At 50.9% G+C, this 16,555-nt stretch carries 22 protein-coding genes; 19 read left to right on the top strand and 3 right to left on the bottom strand.

Features of this window, described 5'->3' with window-relative positions; genetic code table 11:
- From rplX to ABQ298_03130, 16 genes are read left to right on the top strand one after another with little or no spacing between them, the layout of a single operon-like run.
- Positions 1-255 carry a 50S ribosomal protein L24 gene (gene rplX / locus ABQ298_03205; GenBank protein MEQ9823369.1) on the top strand — a complete coding sequence of 85 codons (255 nt, stop codon included), beginning with the start codon at positions 1-3 and terminating at the stop codon, positions 253-255.
- A 5-nt stretch (positions 256-260) separates the two neighbouring features.
- Entirely contained in the window at positions 261-830 is a 570-nt protein-coding gene (gene rplE / locus ABQ298_03200) for a 50S ribosomal protein L5 (protein MEQ9823368.1), read from the top strand.
- 15 nt (positions 831-845) lie between these two features.
- Complete coding sequence (rpsN, locus tag ABQ298_03195; protein MEQ9823367.1) at positions 846-1,151, top strand: 30S ribosomal protein S14; 306 nt, start codon at positions 846-848, stop codon at positions 1,149-1,151.
- A 43-nt stretch (positions 1,152-1,194) separates the two neighbouring features.
- Complete coding sequence (rpsH, locus tag ABQ298_03190) at positions 1,195-1,596, top strand: 30S ribosomal protein S8 (GenBank protein MEQ9823366.1); 402 nt, start codon at positions 1,195-1,197, stop codon at positions 1,594-1,596.
- 4 nt (positions 1,597-1,600) lie between these two features.
- Complete coding sequence (gene rplF / locus ABQ298_03185; GenBank protein ID MEQ9823365.1) at positions 1,601-2,137, top strand: 50S ribosomal protein L6; 537 nt, start codon at positions 1,601-1,603, stop codon at positions 2,135-2,137.
- A gap of 13 nt (positions 2,138-2,150) precedes the next feature.
- Positions 2,151-2,513: a 50S ribosomal protein L18 gene (gene rplR, locus ABQ298_03180; protein MEQ9823364.1), complete on the top strand. Its 363-nt coding sequence runs from the start codon at positions 2,151-2,153 to the stop codon at positions 2,511-2,513.
- Between the two features lie 5 nt (positions 2,514-2,518).
- Positions 2,519-3,034: a 30S ribosomal protein S5 gene (gene rpsE, locus ABQ298_03175; GenBank protein MEQ9823363.1), complete on the top strand. Its 516-nt coding sequence runs from the start codon at positions 2,519-2,521 to the stop codon at positions 3,032-3,034.
- Between the two features lie 44 nt (positions 3,035-3,078).
- The gene (gene rplO / locus ABQ298_03170) at positions 3,079-3,552 is read left to right on the top strand and encodes a 50S ribosomal protein L15 (GenBank protein MEQ9823362.1); all 474 of its coding nucleotides are present in this window, start codon (positions 3,079-3,081) and stop codon (positions 3,550-3,552) included.
- Positions 3,553-3,564: 12 nt separating this feature from the next.
- Positions 3,565-5,070, top strand: a complete 1,506-nt coding sequence (gene secY / locus ABQ298_03165; protein MEQ9823361.1) for a preprotein translocase subunit SecY — start codon at positions 3,565-3,567, stop codon at positions 5,068-5,070.
- Between the two features lie 9 nt (positions 5,071-5,079).
- On the top strand, positions 5,080-5,892 hold the full coding sequence (map, locus tag ABQ298_03160; protein ID MEQ9823360.1) for a type I methionyl aminopeptidase: 813 nt from the start codon (positions 5,080-5,082) through the stop codon (positions 5,890-5,892).
- 48 nt (positions 5,893-5,940) lie between these two features.
- Entirely contained in the window at positions 5,941-6,315 is a 375-nt protein-coding gene (gene rpsM, locus ABQ298_03155) for a 30S ribosomal protein S13 (GenBank protein MEQ9823359.1), read from the top strand.
- Between the two features lie 13 nt (positions 6,316-6,328).
- Positions 6,329-6,883, top strand: coding sequence for a 30S ribosomal protein S11 (rpsK, locus tag ABQ298_03150; GenBank protein MEQ9823358.1), 555 nt, complete (start codon positions 6,329-6,331; stop codon positions 6,881-6,883).
- 49 nt (positions 6,884-6,932) lie between these two features.
- Positions 6,933-7,541 (top strand): 30S ribosomal protein S4, encoded by a 609-nt coding sequence (gene rpsD / locus ABQ298_03145; GenBank protein ID MEQ9823357.1) that lies wholly within the window; start codon positions 6,933-6,935, stop codon positions 7,539-7,541.
- A 27-nt stretch (positions 7,542-7,568) separates the two neighbouring features.
- Positions 7,569-8,567, top strand: a complete 999-nt coding sequence (locus ABQ298_03140) for a DNA-directed RNA polymerase subunit alpha (protein ID MEQ9823356.1) — start codon at positions 7,569-7,571, stop codon at positions 8,565-8,567.
- A 35-nt stretch (positions 8,568-8,602) separates the two neighbouring features.
- Positions 8,603-9,133, top strand: a complete 531-nt coding sequence (gene rplQ / locus ABQ298_03135) for a 50S ribosomal protein L17 (GenBank protein ID MEQ9823355.1) — start codon at positions 8,603-8,605, stop codon at positions 9,131-9,133.
- Positions 9,134-9,154: 21 nt separating this feature from the next.
- Positions 9,155-9,883 carry a glycosyltransferase family 2 protein gene (locus tag ABQ298_03130; protein ID MEQ9823354.1) on the top strand — a complete coding sequence of 243 codons (729 nt, stop codon included), beginning with the start codon at positions 9,155-9,157 and terminating at the stop codon, positions 9,881-9,883.
- A 53-nt stretch (positions 9,884-9,936) separates the two neighbouring features.
- Here the strand turns inward: ABQ298_03130 and ABQ298_03125 are convergent, their stop codons facing one another.
- From ABQ298_03125 to ABQ298_03115, 3 genes are all read right to left on the bottom strand, one after another.
- A complete protein-coding gene (locus ABQ298_03125) occupies positions 9,937-10,977 on the bottom strand; it encodes a glycosyltransferase (protein ID MEQ9823353.1) in 1,041 nt (346 codons plus the stop codon).
- A 158-nt stretch (positions 10,978-11,135) separates the two neighbouring features.
- Positions 11,136-11,933: a hypothetical protein gene (locus ABQ298_03120; GenBank protein MEQ9823352.1), complete on the bottom strand. Its 798-nt coding sequence runs from the start codon at positions 11,931-11,933 to the stop codon at positions 11,136-11,138.
- A complete protein-coding gene (locus ABQ298_03115) occupies positions 11,930-12,676 on the bottom strand; it encodes a class I SAM-dependent methyltransferase (GenBank protein ID MEQ9823351.1) in 747 nt (248 codons plus the stop codon). Before ABQ298_03115 ends, ABQ298_03120 begins: the two co-directional genes overlap by 4 nt.
- A gap of 269 nt (positions 12,677-12,945) precedes the next feature.
- Here ABQ298_03115 and ABQ298_03110 point away from each other — a divergent pair, with 269 nt between their 5' ends.
- The 3 genes from ABQ298_03110 (at position 12,946) to hflC (ending at position 16,513) form a co-directional block, all read left to right on the top strand.
- Entirely contained in the window at positions 12,946-14,424 is a 1,479-nt protein-coding gene (locus ABQ298_03110; GenBank protein ID MEQ9823350.1) for an FAD-dependent oxidoreductase, read from the top strand.
- Positions 14,425-14,556: 132 nt separating this feature from the next.
- Positions 14,557-15,528, top strand: coding sequence for an FtsH protease activity modulator HflK (hflK, locus tag ABQ298_03105; GenBank protein ID MEQ9823349.1), 972 nt, complete (start codon positions 14,557-14,559; stop codon positions 15,526-15,528).
- A 19-nt stretch (positions 15,529-15,547) separates the two neighbouring features.
- Positions 15,548-16,513, top strand: a complete 966-nt coding sequence (hflC, locus tag ABQ298_03100; GenBank protein MEQ9823348.1) for a protease modulator HflC — start codon at positions 15,548-15,550, stop codon at positions 16,511-16,513.
- Positions 16,514-16,555 lie beyond the last annotated feature (42 nt).

Here is a 16,555-nt window from a genome sequence, read left to right as displayed (position 1 = left end):
ATGAATAAGAAGATCAAAAGAGGTGAAGAGGTTGTCGTCATCAGCGGTGCGAACAAGGGCCAGCGCGGAAAGATTCTGCAAGTGCTCCCCCGCAAGGATCGCGTCGTGATCGAGGGTGTCAATCTCCGCAAGAAACATGTTAAGGCACGCAGTGCCGAGGAAGAAGGTGGCATTATTGAACGGGAAGCACCGCTTCACAGTTCGAATGTGATGAGTGCAGAGCGTTTTGATGCACGCCAACAGAAGAAGGGATAATTCCAATGAGTAAGGTGAAGTCAGTCCTGAAGTCTCTTTATGAAGAGAAAATCGTACCTGAGTTGATGAAGGCTCACGGGTACAAAAACCTCCACGAGGTGCCCAAGGTGGTGAAGGTGGTGATCAATTCTGGTGTCGGGTCCAAGCAGGACAAACAATACCAGGATGACGCTGTGCGGGATATTGCATTAATCGCCTGTCAGAAGCCGATTGTTACCAAGGCTCGCATCAGTGTTTCCAACTTTAAGTTGCGTGAGGGAATGCCTGTGGGCGTGAAGGTGACGCTGCGTGGCGAAAAAATGTGGAATTTTCTCTACCGCTTTATCAATCTTGCGCTTCCTGCCATTCGTGACTTTCGCGGACTTTCCGCGAAGCTGGATGGAAATGGAAATTACACGATTGGAATTGCGGAGCACACGATTTTTCCGGAAATTTCTGCCGATGCCAAACACATCAATCTGGGTATGGATATCACGATTGTGACCTCTGCCAAGACCGATGCTGAAGGTCGCGAGCTGCTCGCGGCGATCGGGATTCCGTTCCGCAAGAACCAATCACAAACCCAGGCAGCATAACTTCGGAGCAACGCAATGGCTAAAAAATCAAAGATTCAGCACAATCTCAAGCGGGTTCGCCTGATCGAAAAGTACGCCGCGAAGCGGGATGCACTCAAGGCCATCATGGCTGATCCGGATGTTTCGGATGAGGATTTCTATGCGGCACAGCGCAAGTTGACAAAACTGCCGCGCAATTCCAGTCCGATTCGGGCGCGCAACCGTTGCTCGGTAACGGGTCGTCCGCGGGGTTACATCCGCAAGTTTGGATTGTCCCGTCTGACCTTCCGCGAACTGGCGAATGAAGGGAAAATCCCAGGTGTCACCAAGTCATCCTGGTAATCCATACCGTCGAACCGAAAACCCAAAAACAGGAAAACATTCGATGTCCGCACACGATACAATAGGAGATTTTTTGACCGTGCTCCGCAACGGTGCCAAAGCAGGCAAGTCGGAATTGAGCACGTCCCACTCGAACACCCGTGAAGGAATTCTTCGCATTCTGAAGGAACAGGGCTATGTCACCGATTATTCGGTGGAAGCTGCTGAAAACGGAATCAAGCAACTCAAGGTTGTGATGAAGTATAATCAGGCTGGAGTCCCTACGCTGACCGACATTCAACGGGTCAGCAAACCGGGTCGTCGCGCCTACACCAAAGTAACTGAAATCCCCAAGGTTTTGGGCGGCATTGGATATTCGATCCTGTCGACTCCGAAGGGAATTCTCAATGACAGAGAAGCTCGCCGTGAAAACGTTGGTGGCGAAGTGATCTGTAAAGTCTGGTAACAACATGAGCCGAATTGGAAAATTACCCGTTGCGATCCCTGAAAAGGTTAGTTGCAAGATTGAAGGAAATACGGTCACGATCAAAGGCCCCAAGGGCGAACTCACCAAGAGTTTCCACAGCTCGGTTTCCATTTCCGAGAATGAGGGTCAGATCGAGGTGACCCCTCGTGACAGCAGTCGCTTGGCCAAGGCCATGTATGGCACTGCCCGCTCTATTTTGAACGGAATGGTGATCGGTGTGGTTGATGGCTATTCGAAGCAGATTGAAATCTCTGGTGTGGGATTCAAAGCGGAGGTTAAAGGAGACATTCTTGACCTCTCACTGGGATATTCCCACCCGATTCACCACAAGATTCCAGAGGGCGTTGCCGTCACCATGGATGGAAACACCAAGATGAAGATCGAGGGAATCGACAAACAGGTTGTTGGTCAGCTTGCAGCGAGTGTGAAACAGTATTTCCCCATGGAGCCTTACAAGGGCAAGGGTGTTCGCATTGTTGGCGAGTTCGTTCGCCGCAAGGAAGGCAAGAAAACCGCTTAACAGGTAGCAAGTCATGAGTCTCGACCACAAAAAAGTTTTAAAGCAGAAACGCCGCTGGAGAATCCGCAAAAAAGTTCGGGGTACTCCCGAGCGCCCACGCCTCTGCGTGCATTTCAGCAATCAACACATCTATGCACAGTGCATTGATGATACTACTGGCACGACGCTTCTGTATCTCTCTACCCTCGGCAAGGATCTCAAGGAAGAGGGCATCAAGCCGAATGTGGCAGGTGCAGAGAAGCTTGGTAAACTCGTTGCTGAGCAGGCGAAAGCGAAAAACATCGAACTGGTCGTATTTGACCGTGCGGGACGCATCTACCACGGTTGCGTGAAGGCCTTTGCCAATGCAGCCCGTGAAGGCGGCCTCAATTTCTAGTCATTATGAGAAAAGCTCCACAAGTATTTGAAGAATCGGACGACACCCAGATTGAAAAGGTTGTCCACATCAATCGTTGCGCCAAGGTGGTCAAGGGAGGACGTCGCTTCAGTTTTGCGGCTCTGGTTGTGACTGGCGACGGAGCGGGAAGCGTCGGTTACGGATTTGGCAAGGCCAAAGAAGTACCGGAGGCCATCCGCAAGGGCAGCGAGCAGGCAAAAAAGCGCATGCAGAAAATCAACCTCAAGGGTGAAACCATTCCCCACGAGGTGATCGGTGAAGCCGATGGTGGACGCGTTTTGCTGAAGCCTGCTGGCGCAGGTACTGGAGTCATCGCTGGTGGTGGAGTGCGCGCTGTACTCGAGGCTGCTGGTGTGAAGAATGTGCTTTCCAAATCATTGGGTTCGAACAATCAGCTTGCCGTGGTACAGGCAACCCTGGATGGACTCAAGCAGCTTCGTACCTACGAGCAGGTCCGCGAATTGCGCGGCAAGGAGGTCGCTTCTGCTGTCGAGGCTTGACCCTTGCATCCCCTGGCTCTCAACGTTAATCGGAGATCATTATCATGGAATTGAATTCAATCATTCACAGCAACGGTGCAAACCGTCGCAAACGACGTGTCGGATCGGGTGAGGGAAATGGGCACGGAAAAACCTGTGGTCGCGGGCAAAAGGGCAGTAAGGCTCGTTCGGGCTATAGTGTACGTCCGGGCTTTGAAGGTGGCCAGATGCCCCTTTACCTGAAATCACCCCATCGCGGCTTCAACAACTATCGCCACCGCACGAACTTTGAAGTACTCAATGTTCGCGACCTTTCGAAGTATGATGCCTCTGAAACGATCAACCTGAAGGTATTGATCGAAAAGGGACACGCTCCCAAGAGTGCGCGCCATCTCAAGTTACTTTCGATGGGTGAGGTGAAGAGTGCTTACACCGTTGAGGTGACCAAAGCATCCGCAGCAGCGGTCGCAAAAATTGAAAAAGCCGGCGGTAAGGTGATCATTGTATCGCCATCTGACGACGCATCTTCCGAGTCCTAATCTTTCTTCACAATGCTCTCAGCTTTCACCAATTGCCTCAAGATTCCGCAGTTGCGGCAAAAAATCTTCTTCACGATCGCGATGTTGTTCATCGCTCGTGTGGGAGCCAACATTCCCCTGCCTGGTGTGGATCCGACTCCGATCAAGGAGTTTCTCGCCAGTCAGGCTGCCAATTCTGGCGGTGGACTGTTTGGATTGGTGAACATGTTTACCGGTGGTGCCTTGTTCAATGGTGCCATTTTTGCATTGGGAATCATGCCCTACATCAGTGCGTCCATTGCGATGCAGTTGATGGGTGCGATCGTGCCCTCACTGGCTCGACTGCAACAGGAAGGCGAAGTGGGACGGCAAAAGATCGCACAGTATACGCGCTATCTGACCCTGATCATCTGTGTTGTGCAGGGTGCGATGCTGGTGCGTGCGCTTGATGTGAATCCTGGTGTCTTGCTGGGTGCCGACTTCCGCGAATCAATTGTCATCGGAAGTGGTGTGTGGTTTTTTCTCACGTCGGTTCTGTTTTTGACCACGGGCACCATGATCCTGACCTGGTTGGGTGAGCAAATCACCCAAAATGGAGTGGGGAACGGGATTTCACTGCTGATTACCATTGGGATTCTCGCGGATCTGCCACGAGCGATGGTGATGACTTACCAGATGTTTGTGATGCCGGTTGGAGTGGATTCCCCTCAGTGGGGCGTTCCCCATGCGGTGATCATGGTGGTGCTGCTCTTCGCCGTCATCATGGGGGTTGTGGCCATCACCCAGGTGGTGCGCAAGATTCCCGTTCAATATGCCAAGCGCATGGTCGGTAAGAAGGTTTATGGGGGGCAGAGTTCCTTCATGCCGCTGAAGATCAACTATTCCGGCGTCATGCCGATCATTTTCGCAAGTGCGATTCTCATTTTTCCGGCACAGCTTCTGCAGTTGCTGGGAGGGATCAACCAGAATCTTGTCTTTCTGAATGATATTGCTGCTCACCTGACCCAGGGAGAGACATTTTATTACGTGGCGTTTGCAACGTTGATTCTCGGTTTCAGTTATTTCTGGGTTTCGCTGATGTTTAAACCCGTTGAAATTGCTGATAACCTCAAGAAGTCGGGAGGTTTCATTCCCGGTGTGCGTCCTGGTGAACCCACTGCACGGTTTCTTGATTTCATCATGACGCGCCTGACTCTTGCGGGAGCAGTATTTCTGACAGTGATTGCCGTTTTCCCAGACCTGCTTTCCTTCCAGTTTGGCATCCCTTATCTCGTTTCGAGCTTTTTTGGAGGAACTGCCATCCTGATCGTTGTTGGTGTGGCGCTGGACACCATGCGTCAGATTGAAACTTATCTACTGCAGCGTCACTACGATGGCTTCCTGAAAAAGGGACGCATCAAGGGTCGCAGTGCGGCACTCCGCAACCGCCAGCTCATGGAGGCTTCCGATGTTCGGGAATTCTGGAGAGTGTGGCGTCCGTTGATTATTTTGGCGGTAATCCTGTTCCTGTTTGGACTGGTTGCTTCCGTTATCAACTAGGCTTCACGGATGGCTTCTTCTGCATCCAGTCGAACGCTTCGTCGGGAGACGGAGTCGCGGATTCCCATCAAATCTGCTGACGAAATCAAACTGATGCGCGAGACCTGTTCGCGGGCCGCGATTGTTCTTTCCGAGATGGTTCATGCCGCTGAAGTCGGCATGACAACCTATGACCTTGATCGACTCGGCAAACGTGCCATGGATCGATTGGGGGTTGAGAGTGCCTGTTTTGGATACCCTGGGTCCAAAAATCGCTTTCCTTGCTACACTTGCATCTCCATCAATGATGAGGTGGTGCACGGGATTGCATCCTTACACCGGACCATTGAAGACGGTGATGTGGTCAGTCTCGATGTTGTCGTAAAGTACAACGGATACATCGGCGATAATGCCCGAACCATCATCGTTGGAAATACGACTGAAGCAAAACAGCAATTGCTCGAATCCACACAGCACGCCTTGAAGCGTGGAATCGATCAAGCGTTGAAGGGAAATCGAGTCGGTGACATTTCCAATGCGATTCAGCGAACGGTCGAGAAGGCCGGGTACAGCGTCATTCGAGAATTTGTGGGGCACGGGGTCGGCGTCGAAATGCACGAGCATCCGCAGATTCCGAACTATGGTCGTCGAAACACTGGTCCGAAGCTGTTTCCGGGCATGACGCTTGCCATTGAGCCGATGGTGAATATGGGTCGCAAGGAAGTTAGCATTCTCGAAGATGGATGGACCGTTGTTACAAATGATGGTTTGCCCTCCGCTCATTTTGAGCACACAGTTTTAATTTTATCTGATGGAGTAGAAATCTTGACAAATGCAGATTAGTCCGGTTTTCTATCCCTTTTTTTCATATCAACCTGTCTACAATCACGTATGCCAAGAATTTTAGGAGTCGACATTCCCAATAACAAGCGGATCGAATACGCGCTTCGCTACATTTATGGAATTGGGCCAACTCGTGCAGCAAAGCTCGTCAAGGATGCTGAAATTGATCCTGCTACGCGCTCCCACGAATTGAGTGAAGAGCAGCTCAACAAGCTGACTTCTTTGATTACTGAGCAGCGCATGATGGTGGAAGGTGACCTGCGCCGTGAAGTGCTTGGCAATATCAAGCGACTTCAGGCAGTCAAGTGCTACCGGGGAATGCGCCACATCCGTGGACTCCCCTGTCGCGGGCAGAGAACCAGTACAAATGCACGGACTCGCAAGGGAGGTCGCAAGACGGTCGGTGTGGTACGTAAAAAATAACTTTTGAACGAAAATGTCCGAAAAAGATAACAAGGAAGTCGAAGAAAAGGCAGCCGCCGAGGGTGCCGAAGAAGTGGAATCTGCAGAAGCATCGAAGCCCGAGCGTGAACTCACTGCGGACGAGAAGCTTTTTGAATCTCGCAAGGCCGAGAAGGAAACTGCTGCGGATCTGCTAAAGGACGAGGTTGACCTCAAAATCCGTAAGGCAAAGGGCAGCAAGAACGTTACCCATGGAATTTGCCACGTTTTGGCAACGTTCAACAATACCAAGGTTTCGTTTTCGGACATGCAGGGTAATGTCATCTCCTGGTGTTCAGCTGGAAAGTGTAATTTTCGCGGTTCCCGCAAGTCCACTGCCTATGCTTCCCAGGTGGTTACGCAGACAGCGGGACGCGTCGCCATGTCGCATGGCATGAAGGAAGTCATCGTGAAGATCAAGGGACCCGGGATGGGCCGTGACAGTGCTGTCAGAGCGATTCAGGCCCTGGGCTTGACGGTGAACAGCATCATTGATGCAACGCCAGTCCCACATAACGGGTGCCGCCCCAAAAAGCGTCGTCGCGCCTAATTCAGCCACCGGAGCGCTGCAATAGATTTCAACTCAATTTTAGCATACCATGTCGAGATACACTGGACCCACTACCCGCATGAACCGCAAGTTCGGGATGCCAATTTTTGCACCCAACAAAGCGTTCGAACGTCGTTCCTATCCTCCCGGACAACACGGTCCGCGCCTGCGTCGTAAGATGTCCGACTATTCGCTCGGACTGAATGAGAAGCAAAAGCTCCGCTACATGTACGGCCTGACTGAAAAACAGTTTCGCCTGACATTTGATCGTGCGAAGAATAAAAAGGGTGTCACGGGCGATATTTTTATCCAGATGCTCGAGACGCGCCTTGATAATGTGATTTATCGCGCAGGACTCGCACGTTCCCGCCAGGCGGCACGACAGTTTGTCACTCATGGCCACATTCTGGTCAATGGACAAAAAGTCGACATCCCCAGTTTCCAAGTAAGTGCGGGTGATGAAATTGAAGTGCGTGATCGCTCGTCGTCACGGCAACTCGGCACGCGCAATGTGGAAGACAGTCAGTACCGTCCGGTACCACCCTGGCTCGCGCTCAACGCTGACGCGCTGAAAGTTAATGTGAGTCGTCTGCCCAATGCGGACGAGGCTGATGCTTCGATCAACGTTCAGCTGATCGTGGAATTCTATAGCCGATAACCCTCTGTTCCCGATATCCTTATAGTTATGGCCAAACGTCTTGCAAAATTCGAGCTTCCGAAAATCCTTTCAAAGGTTGAGGAAACTGCTTCTGAAACCTACGCTCAGTTCATTGCCGAACCGTTCGAAACCGGTTATGGACATACTCTGGGCAACGCGATTCGTCGGGTGCTTTTGAGTTCCATTGAAGGTGCTGCAATCACGTCGATCAAGATCGATGGTGTTCAACACGAATTCCAGAGCATTGATGGCGTGCTTGAGGATGTAACCGATATCGTTCTCAACCTGAAGAAGGTCCTTGTCTCGTCTGAGAAGAAGGAACCGGTCATGCTGACTTTGGATGTCGAACGGGATGGAGTCATTACGGCTGCAGACATTCAGGAAGTGTCGGGTGTATCGATTCTGAATCCCGAGCAGGTAATTTGTCATCTTGACCGCAAGATGCGCTTTTATGCGGAAATCACGGTTCAGGTGGGTCGTGGATTTGCGACTGGTGAAGACAACAAGGAAGAAGGTCAGGCCATCGGCGTGATCGCTATCGACTCCCTGTTCAGCCCTATCCGTCTGGTGAAATATGCTGTTGAAAATACGCGTGTGGGCCAGATGACCGATTATGACAAATTGCTTCTGGAAGTAACGACGGATGGGCGAATCACTCCTGATGATGCTGTCAAACATGCCGCATCGATCTTGAAACATCACTTGGATGTCTTCGATGAAGTCAGCAACGAAGAAGTCGAGTTTGAGAGTGAAAACAAGGAGATCAGTGAAGAGCAGAACCGTTTGCGCAAACTGCTCAACATGAGTGTGAATGAAATTGAACTTTCAGTTCGTGCTGCAAACTGTCTCAACAATGCGAACATCACGACAGTCGGCGAATTGGCGATGAAGGGTGAGCAGGAAATGCTCAAGTATCGTAACTTCGGGAAAAAGTCTCTCAACGAAATCAAGGCAAAACTTGAGCAGCTTGGCCTTTCACTGGGCATGCAGATAGATGAGCGTTTGCTCGATAAAAAGGGTGAATAACGCACCCGAATCTTTAACCACTTAATTTCAGAACAATGCGTCATAATAAGCATCGTCATATCCTTGGTGTAAAAAAAGAGCACCGTGCTGCTCTGATGGCCAATCTAGCGAGTTCCCTGATCATTCATGGTCGGATCGAAACGACGCTGGCAAAAGCCAAGGCACTCCGTCCTTTTGTTGAGAAAATCATCACGCTCGCAAAAAAGGCAAAAACCAGCGAGAATCGGGCAGCGGCAGTGCACTACCGTCGCCAGGCGATTTCCAAAATCCGCAATAAGGACGCAGTAGCGGTTCTTTTCAATGAAAAGGTGGATGCATTTTTGGAACGCAAAGGTGGATACTCCCGCATCTATAAGTTGGGTCATCGCATCGGTGATGCTGCGGAAATCGCCATCATTGAACTGATTGCAGCGGACGATGAGGGTTACTCCAAGCCGAAGACCAAAAAGCAGGCAAATCAGTCCAAGAAGGAAGAGAAAGCAGAAGTCAAACCGGCTTCCGAAGCACAAGCATCTACTGAAGCTGAAAATGATGCTGAACCGGTAGCAGAAGAGAAACAAGACTAATTCCATCGGGAGCGCGGCGCATTGACTGACGCATCTCAGATTTTAAATCAGGAATGGCGACCGAAACTTTCGGTCGTCATTCCTGTGTACAACGAAGAGCGCACCTTGGCGAGCTTGGTCACTGCCGTAATGGGGTGTGGCACGGAAATCCATGAAATTGTGATTGTGGATGATTGTTCGACGGACTCGACCCGCGATGTGATTGAGAAGTTGGCGCAAAATCCACTTATCCGCCCCTTTTTTCATGAGCGTAACCAGGGAAAGGGTGCTGCGCTGAATACCGCCTTTGCTCAGGTTCGTGGGGATGTCGTTGTCATCCAGGATGCGGATCTTGAATATGATCCGACCGAATACCGCAACCTGCTCAAGCCCATTTTATCGGGCAAAGCTGACGTTGTTTATGGCTCGCGGTTTTTGGGTGGAGGTCCTCACCGAGTGGTTTTTTTCTGGCACATGATTGGGAACAAGTTCCTGACGTTCCTCTCGAACATGTTCACCAATATCAACCTCACGGACATGGAAACTTGTTACAAGATGTTCCGTGTTGATGTCATCCGCGATATCAAAATCGAAGAACCCCGTTTTGGGTTTGAACCGGAAATTACCGCGAAAATTGCGAAGCGAAAGTGCCGCATTTACGAAGTCGGCATTAGCTACTCCGGAAGAACCTACGAGGATGGTAAAAAAATCAACTGGAAGGATGGTGTGCGGGCAATCTACGCGATTGTGAAGTACAACCTCTTTCGTTGAGTGGGCCTCACCAGATCGATGAAAATGGGAGCTTATTGGCGGCCCCTTCAAGTTCAAACAATTGGGGATCTGCCCGCAGCATGATTGATGCGGTTGTATAGTGAAGCAATCTGGGATTCGAAGTAGTCAAAATGATATCGGGATTGCAGAAGGGATTTTGCATTTCTTGCGAGTCTGTTTCGCAACGTTTCGTCACCTGATGCCTGGAGGATCGACTTGGCAAATGAAGCTGAATCGGGTGAACTGAGCAAGGCGACATCTTCATTGAGGATTTGTCGATTGGCGGCATTGTCTGTGGCGATGATGCATCGTTCCGCTTTTAAGTAATCAAGAACTTTCAGTGGAGAATTTCGACCAGAGATTCGTGGTGATAGCAGCAGGTCTGATGCTGCAAGGTAAGCGGGCAGTTCATCGGGGTGAACAAATCCCAAAAACTTAACGCGATCTGAGACTCCCTGTTTCTGCATTTGTTGGGTTCGTTCCTGAATTTCATGCTCCTTCCCTCCGATGATGATCAATACCAGATTGGGGTCACCTTTCAGAGCCAGGCTCATTGCATCAAAGAGTAAATCGATGCCTTGGTAGACCGCAAATGAACCGACATAAGTTGCAAGAATCTGTCCTTGGTGAGCGAGAGAATCCCGCAAAGTTGAAATGGTGGCCGGATCTGGAATGCTGAGGGATGACGGAATATCCGGAATAATCCATGCATCTGCTTCGGGGGCAACTTCATGAACTTGCTGAACCAGCTCATCACCGGTTCCGATGATCGAGTGGGCCTTGCGAATGACAATCTGCTCCCATTGTTGGTAGGCACTCAGGATAAGGTTCTTGAAGAATTTTCCTGATTGCTTGTAGGAACCGGGGTCGGAGTGTTTTTCAAAAACAAGTGGCAAACCAAAAGTGCTAGCGAGAAGATAACCGGGCAGACAGGAATCTTCGACTGCATGAATAACTTTCAGATCTGAATGCTTCGATAGCAGGTGAATTCCGTAGCAGAGATGAATCAGGTCGTAGATGAATTTTGCGATGGACGGCCCAATGGCGTAGTGCTCTCTCACTCCGGGCAAAGGAATGCATCGTAGGATGCTCACGTTTTCTATTTCACGGGTCTTGCCATGAGGAATTGTGAGAAAGCGAACCAACCACCCGGCCCGGGTAAGAGCCATCAGGTCAAACCCGACTCGGATGGGAGATCCTCTCCATTCGAAAAACGGCTGGGAGCAGATAAACAGGACTTCTTTTTTGGAGTTCACTGAGTGGAGTTCTGAGATCGTTTGGCGAGCGTGTGTGCGATCATTCGGTTCATGACTCCCAGGATGGAGTTGGGACGCCGACTGGGTTGTACTACCAGCGTTCCGGTGTGGAATTGTTCCCACAGGCTGGCGGCAGGCGTGTCGGGATTGAGATCCGTTATTCCAAAATACGAACCGACTTTCGTAGATTCACCACTAAAGGGAAGGGGATCAGAGCCGGGGAGAATCACATAACCACTACGCAGTGCTTTGGAAAAGACGGTTCCACCGGAGAAATATCTCGGGCGTAGTGAGGTATCCCCGAGCGCGATTTGTTGGGGTGATGCATGATTGAGCAGGGCCTGCACCACGCGGCGGCGTTTGAACATCCACTTTCCCGGAGCCCACGCTACGACGGGAAGACCCTTTGCGGCTTGAATGGATGCGAACAGTTGCTCGGAATTGAGACCATCAGGTTGGTCAAGATCAACGCCAAGGCAGAGCATCTCGATGCGTTCGGCAGTGACAAACTGGCGACCTGCGATGAGAATCATGGTGTGATCCCTGCAGGATATCTTCAGACTGCGACCAGGTTCCAGTGGAGCTACCTGCCAGGGTGAATTGAGCGTGATGTGTCCGGATTCAAGTTGGTTGAAGACATATTGTCCCTGACGCTCCACGAGGCACATGAGCGTAAGGCATTGGTGGTCATCGACATCAAGCAGTGGTTGGGTTCGGTTACAGAAGGCATGCAAATAGGACTCGATTCCATACTGCGGGTAGAAGTGAACATGAAAGTCGACGATGGCCTTCATTGCACGGGTGATTTTTCGAAACAACTGATAACGGGAGACGCAAAAAGATGGCTCAGTCCGAGCAGACGGCACAAGCCCTCAATCCCTTCAGCGAGGAATTTCATTTTATGTGCGCGATGCAGTGCCATGGGAAACACAAACTGGGCGTAGCGAGAGCGCAGACGGAAGCCCTCTGCTTTGAATGCGTCGATCACTTCCTGCTCCCGGAAGACATGATAGCGTCGTGTATTGCGTTCGACTCCTTTTTTCCAACTGAACAGCCAGTCGTTCAAACAGTTGAAGCTGCGTTGTGTAGGGTAGTCGACAATCACGCGGTGACTGGATACACGGGTTAGTTCGGCAATGAACCCTTTCCAGTCCTCAAGGTGTGTCAACATGCGGTAACTGATCACAATCTCATGCGAGGCATCAGCAAATGGCAATTGAGTAAGGGGGCAAATCTCAAATCGAATGCGATTTGAAGCGAGATAGGATTCGAGTCGACTGGAACAGGATGAATGACTTCCGGTGACCGTGACCTGATGTCCGAGTTCGAGCAACAATTCGATGGATTGACCATGCCCCCCTCCAACGTCGATGACCCTGCACGGTTGGGCTGTCTTGAGGTGGTGTTGGGTGCCTTGATTTTGAATTTTCAGAAACCACTGCCCCACAGATCCATTGAAGCGGGTTGCGTAGTCGTCGCTGGAGGATGCGACATCAGGAGCGATTTCGAAGGGTGATTCTAATGCAAGATTTGACATGACAAACGACGATGCGGGCGTTGGCCCATCGTCTTAAAGCTGTGCATTTGCTGAATTTCGGTCAACGCAATAGTCGCTTGGGTCGATTCCAAAGCGAGAGGGAGCGCCATTGCTGGAGAGACCAATCGGAGGGATGCCAATACCGCTTTGGAGTTGCCAATGCATCGGCAATTCAGAAGCATAAGTGATTTTACGGATTTCACTGCCACGCGTCCCCACCATCATTCAGAAGTCAAACTGTTTTGCGGGCGTATCTATCTCCTATTCTCATGTCCAAAAATGTCGTTATCATTGGAGCGGGTCCCGCCGGTATTACAGCTGCGTACGAACTTGCCAAACGTGGTCATCAAGTGTGCGTGCTGGAATCATCCTCCCAGGTGGGAGGGCTTTCCCGAACCGTTGAACTTTGGAACCAGAAGGTGGATTTGGGGCCTCATCGTTTTTTCAGCAAGGATCCCCGCATCAATGCAGTCTGGCTAGAGGTGCTTGGGCGCGATTATGCGATGGTAAATCGCCTGACCCGAATTTACCACAATGGGGCGTTTTATCATTATCCACTCAAGCCCGTAAATGCGTTATTGACGATGGGACCCTTCAAAGCATTGCAGTGTGTCTTGAGTTACATGGCAACCTGGCTTCGCAAAACCGACTCATCACAGCAGACCTTTGAAGATTGGGTGATCGCCCGCTTTGGACGCAAGCTCTACGAAATGTTCTTCAAAACCTACAGTGAGAAGTTGTGGGGAATCCCTTGTACGAAGCTGGATAAGGATTTTGCGGCACAGCGCATCAAGAAGTTTTCCATGGGAGAGGCCATCAAAAGCGCATTCGGATGGTCCAAGACCAAACACAAGACGTTGGTGGATTGCTTTGCGTATCCGATTGAAGGTTCGGGAATGGTCTATGAGCGCATGGCGACGGCAGTCCGTGCCGCTGGGGGACGAGTCGAACTGGAATGCCCGGTTGCAAAGGTGTGTCTCAAGGGTGATCGGGTATCGGGAGTGGAGTTGCAGAATGGCACCTTCATTCCGGCAGACGAGGTCATTTCCACGATGCCATTGACGCTCATGGTTCGTTCACTGTTCACGCAATTGTCAGAAGATCTCAAGGCTGCTCTGGATGCGTTGCGGTACCGCAATACCATTCTGGTTTATCTCAAAGTTAATCGTGAGGATCTGTTTGCAGATCAGTGGCTCTATTGCCATTCGGAAGGTATTGGGTTTGGAAGGATTACCAACTTTCGAAACTGGGTTCCCGGACTTTATGGTGATGAGAGCGGTACCATTCTTGCGCTGGAATACTGGTGCAATGATGACGATGCGATGTGGTCTGAGTCTCCTGCCATGCTGATCCGGCGTGCGGAGCAGGATTTGCGCAAGACGGGACTGATCGAAGGTGCTGATGTGCTGGATGGAAAAGTAATTCCCATTCCCCGATGCTATCCGATATACGAGATCGGATATTCCGCGCATGTTGAGACAGTCATTCGTCATCTGGAACCCATCACAAATCTGACTCCGATCGGTCGATACGGTTCCTTCAAATACAACAATCAGGATCATAGCATCCTGATGGGTTTGCTTGCTGCTGAGAACATTGATCTCGGCTATCGAAAGCATGACCTTTGGTCCGTAAATACCGATTATGATGATTATCAGGAGCAATGTGTGATCAACGAAACCGGACTGGTCTTTGACAATGCTGCCACCCGGGATACAACGACGGGATCGCCCACGTTGTCGCAATAAAAGCAGTATTTCGGAACTGGGTGAAAATGCGCTTCGTTTCAAGTGACGAGTTCGATTGTTTCGATATCGATTGCAATCGTTGAGGTCCAGTTTAGCGTAGGGCCATGCGTTATAACCCTCAGTCTGATTATCATGTCTAAAGAAATTGTCATACCAATCAACCCCAAGGCCCAGATCACACGGGTAGCATCCATTGTGCTGGGGCTGGCACTGGTGTATGGGGTATACTCTTCCTTTTACACCGTGCAGTCGGAAGAGCAGGCGGTCGTGTTGCGATTTGGGAAATTTCACACCATTGCGGATCCGGGTCTGCATTTCAAAATCCCGTTTGGAATCGACAGGGCCTATCCCATTGCGACTCGAAGACAGCATCGGGAGGAGTTTGGCTATCGCACCCGAAATGTGCAGCAGAGTGGACCTACCCGCTATGATTCACAGAGTTACCTTGCCGAATCCCTGATGGTGACGGGTGATCTCAATGCTGCGGAAGTCGAATGGAGTGTGCAGTATCGAATCGAGGATCCCAAGGCATTTCTGTTCAACGTTCGTCAACCGGTGACTACCATGCGCGATGCGTCCGAGTCGGTCATGCGACAGGTTGTGGGAGACCGCACAGTCGATGAAATCATCACCGTAGGTCGCCAGAGCATGCAGGCGCGTGCCCAGGAACGTTTGCAGATGCTCATGGATGAGTATGGTATGGGAATCAGCATTGATCAGGTTGTGCTTCAAAGCGTCAGTCCTCCTGCCCAGGTTGCCCCATCGTTCAACGCGGTCAATGAATCGCAGCAGCAGCGGGAGCGTCTCATCAACGAGGCGAAGTCCCAGTACAACCAGGCAGTTCCGCGCGCACGGGGGCAGGCGGAGCAGCAGATTGAAGAAGCGCGAGGTTACGCTACTGAGCGAGTGAACCGAAGCAAGGGAGACGTCAACCGCTTTAACGCCATGCTCGAAGAGTATCTCAAAGCACCGGATGTTACGCAGCGACGAATGTATCTCGAAACCATGCAGCGCTTGCTCCCCGAGATGGGTCGAAAGATTATCGTGGACCAGGAGGCCCAATCGGTCCTGCCCTTGCTCCAGCTTGGAGAAAACAATCCCTGAATCTTGACCCCTATTTGATATGAACCGATTTTTAAACACCCTCATCGCTGCCGTTGTTGTACTCGTTTTGGGCATCATCGTGCTTTCGCAGAGTCTGTACATCGTGAACGAAACCGAACAGGCGATCATCACCCAGTTCGGCGAAATTCAGGGTGAACCTGTGACCGAGGCGGGACTGCATTGGCGCACCCCGTTCATCCACAAAGTGAATAAACTGGATCGACGTGTGCTTTCCTGGGACGGAGAAAGCAGCGAATTACCAACCAAGGATAAGTTGTTCATCCGCATTGATTCTTATGCACGCTGGAGAATTTCCGATCCGAAGCAGTTCTTCTTGCGCTTGCGCAACGAATCTACCGCGCTTTCGCGATTGGATGACCTGCTCGACAGTGCGGCGCGTGAAGCGATCGCAAACCACGTTTTGCTTGAAATCGTTCGTTCAGAAAACCGGGAGGCGCGACTGGATGAGCAGATGAAACAGTTGGATTCCGACGTGATCGGCAAACTCGAAGACATTTCTGTGGGGCGTGATCAGATCGAGCGTATGATTGTTGCAAGTGCCCAGCCGACGCTCACAGGTCTCGGTATTGAGCTATTGGATCTGCGCATCAAGCGATTGAATTACAATGAAAACGTTCAGCGACAGATTTTTCAGCGCATGATCAGTGAACGCGAACAAATCGCAGCCCGCTTTCGAAGTGAAGGTGAAGGTGAAGCCGCCCGTATTCTTGGACAGCGTGACCGTGAGTTGCGCAACATTCAGTCCGAAGCCTACCGACAAGTTCAGGAAATCATGGGTGCTGCAGATGCGGAGGCCTCTGCCATCTATGCACAAGCGTATGGAAGTGGTGAGGATGTGGAAGCGTATTACGAGTTCATCAAGAGTATGGAAACCTTGGAGGCAACGCTTTCGAAGGATACCATGATCATTCTTTCGACGGACAGTGATCTCTTCCGGTTTCTCAAGGGTTTGAAACAGCCCTGAGGGCTATTTCAATATCTCCACCGATCCTTTGGGGGCTGCGAA

It is taken from the genome of Puniceicoccaceae bacterium (assembly GCA_040224245.1).
Lineage (GTDB): Bacteria > Verrucomicrobiota > Verrucomicrobiia > Opitutales > JAFGAQ01 > JAKSBQ01.
The sequence above is the reverse complement of the archived record's forward strand: the minus strand, read 5'-3'. Positions and strand labels throughout refer to the sequence as shown.

Excerpts from the sequence above, each read along its gene's own strand:
- map (MEQ9823360.1), top strand. The coding sequence starts at position 5,080 with ATGGCTTCTTCTGCATCCAGTCGAACGCTTCGTCGGGAGACGGAGTCG.
- rplX (MEQ9823369.1), top strand. The coding sequence starts at position 1 with ATGAATAAGAAGATCAAAAGAGGTGAAGAGGTTGTCGTCATCAGCGGT.
- rpsH (MEQ9823366.1), top strand. The coding sequence starts at position 1,195 with ATGTCCGCACACGATACAATAGGAGATTTTTTGACCGTGCTCCGCAAC.
- hflK (MEQ9823349.1), top strand. The coding sequence starts at position 14,557 with ATGTCTAAAGAAATTGTCATACCAATCAACCCCAAGGCCCAGATCACA.
- rplO (MEQ9823362.1), top strand. The coding sequence starts at position 3,079 with ATGGAATTGAATTCAATCATTCACAGCAACGGTGCAAACCGTCGCAAA.
- ABQ298_03120 (MEQ9823352.1), bottom strand. The coding sequence starts at position 11,933 with ATGAAGGCCATCGTCGACTTTCATGTTCACTTCTACCCGCAGTATGGA.
- rplQ (MEQ9823355.1), top strand. The coding sequence starts at position 8,603 with ATGCGTCATAATAAGCATCGTCATATCCTTGGTGTAAAAAAAGAGCAC.
- rplF (MEQ9823365.1), top strand. The coding sequence starts at position 1,601 with ATGAGCCGAATTGGAAAATTACCCGTTGCGATCCCTGAAAAGGTTAGT.
- rpsM (MEQ9823359.1), top strand. The coding sequence starts at position 5,941 with ATGCCAAGAATTTTAGGAGTCGACATTCCCAATAACAAGCGGATCGAA.
- rplE (MEQ9823368.1), top strand. The coding sequence starts at position 261 with ATGAGTAAGGTGAAGTCAGTCCTGAAGTCTCTTTATGAAGAGAAAATC.
- rpsK (MEQ9823358.1), top strand. The coding sequence starts at position 6,329 with ATGTCCGAAAAAGATAACAAGGAAGTCGAAGAAAAGGCAGCCGCCGAG.
- rpsD (MEQ9823357.1), top strand. The coding sequence starts at position 6,933 with ATGTCGAGATACACTGGACCCACTACCCGCATGAACCGCAAGTTCGGG.
- rplR (MEQ9823364.1), top strand. The coding sequence starts at position 2,151 with ATGAGTCTCGACCACAAAAAAGTTTTAAAGCAGAAACGCCGCTGGAGA.
- secY (MEQ9823361.1), top strand. The coding sequence starts at position 3,565 with ATGCTCTCAGCTTTCACCAATTGCCTCAAGATTCCGCAGTTGCGGCAA.
- hflC (MEQ9823348.1), top strand. The coding sequence starts at position 15,548 with ATGAACCGATTTTTAAACACCCTCATCGCTGCCGTTGTTGTACTCGTT.
- ABQ298_03115 (MEQ9823351.1), bottom strand. The coding sequence starts at position 12,676 with ATGTCAAATCTTGCATTAGAATCACCCTTCGAAATCGCTCCTGATGTC.
- rpsE (MEQ9823363.1), top strand. The coding sequence starts at position 2,519 with ATGAGAAAAGCTCCACAAGTATTTGAAGAATCGGACGACACCCAGATT.
- ABQ298_03110 (MEQ9823350.1), top strand. The coding sequence starts at position 12,946 with ATGTCCAAAAATGTCGTTATCATTGGAGCGGGTCCCGCCGGTATTACA.
- rpsN (MEQ9823367.1), top strand. The coding sequence starts at position 846 with ATGGCTAAAAAATCAAAGATTCAGCACAATCTCAAGCGGGTTCGCCTG.
- ABQ298_03140 (MEQ9823356.1), top strand. The coding sequence starts at position 7,569 with ATGGCCAAACGTCTTGCAAAATTCGAGCTTCCGAAAATCCTTTCAAAG.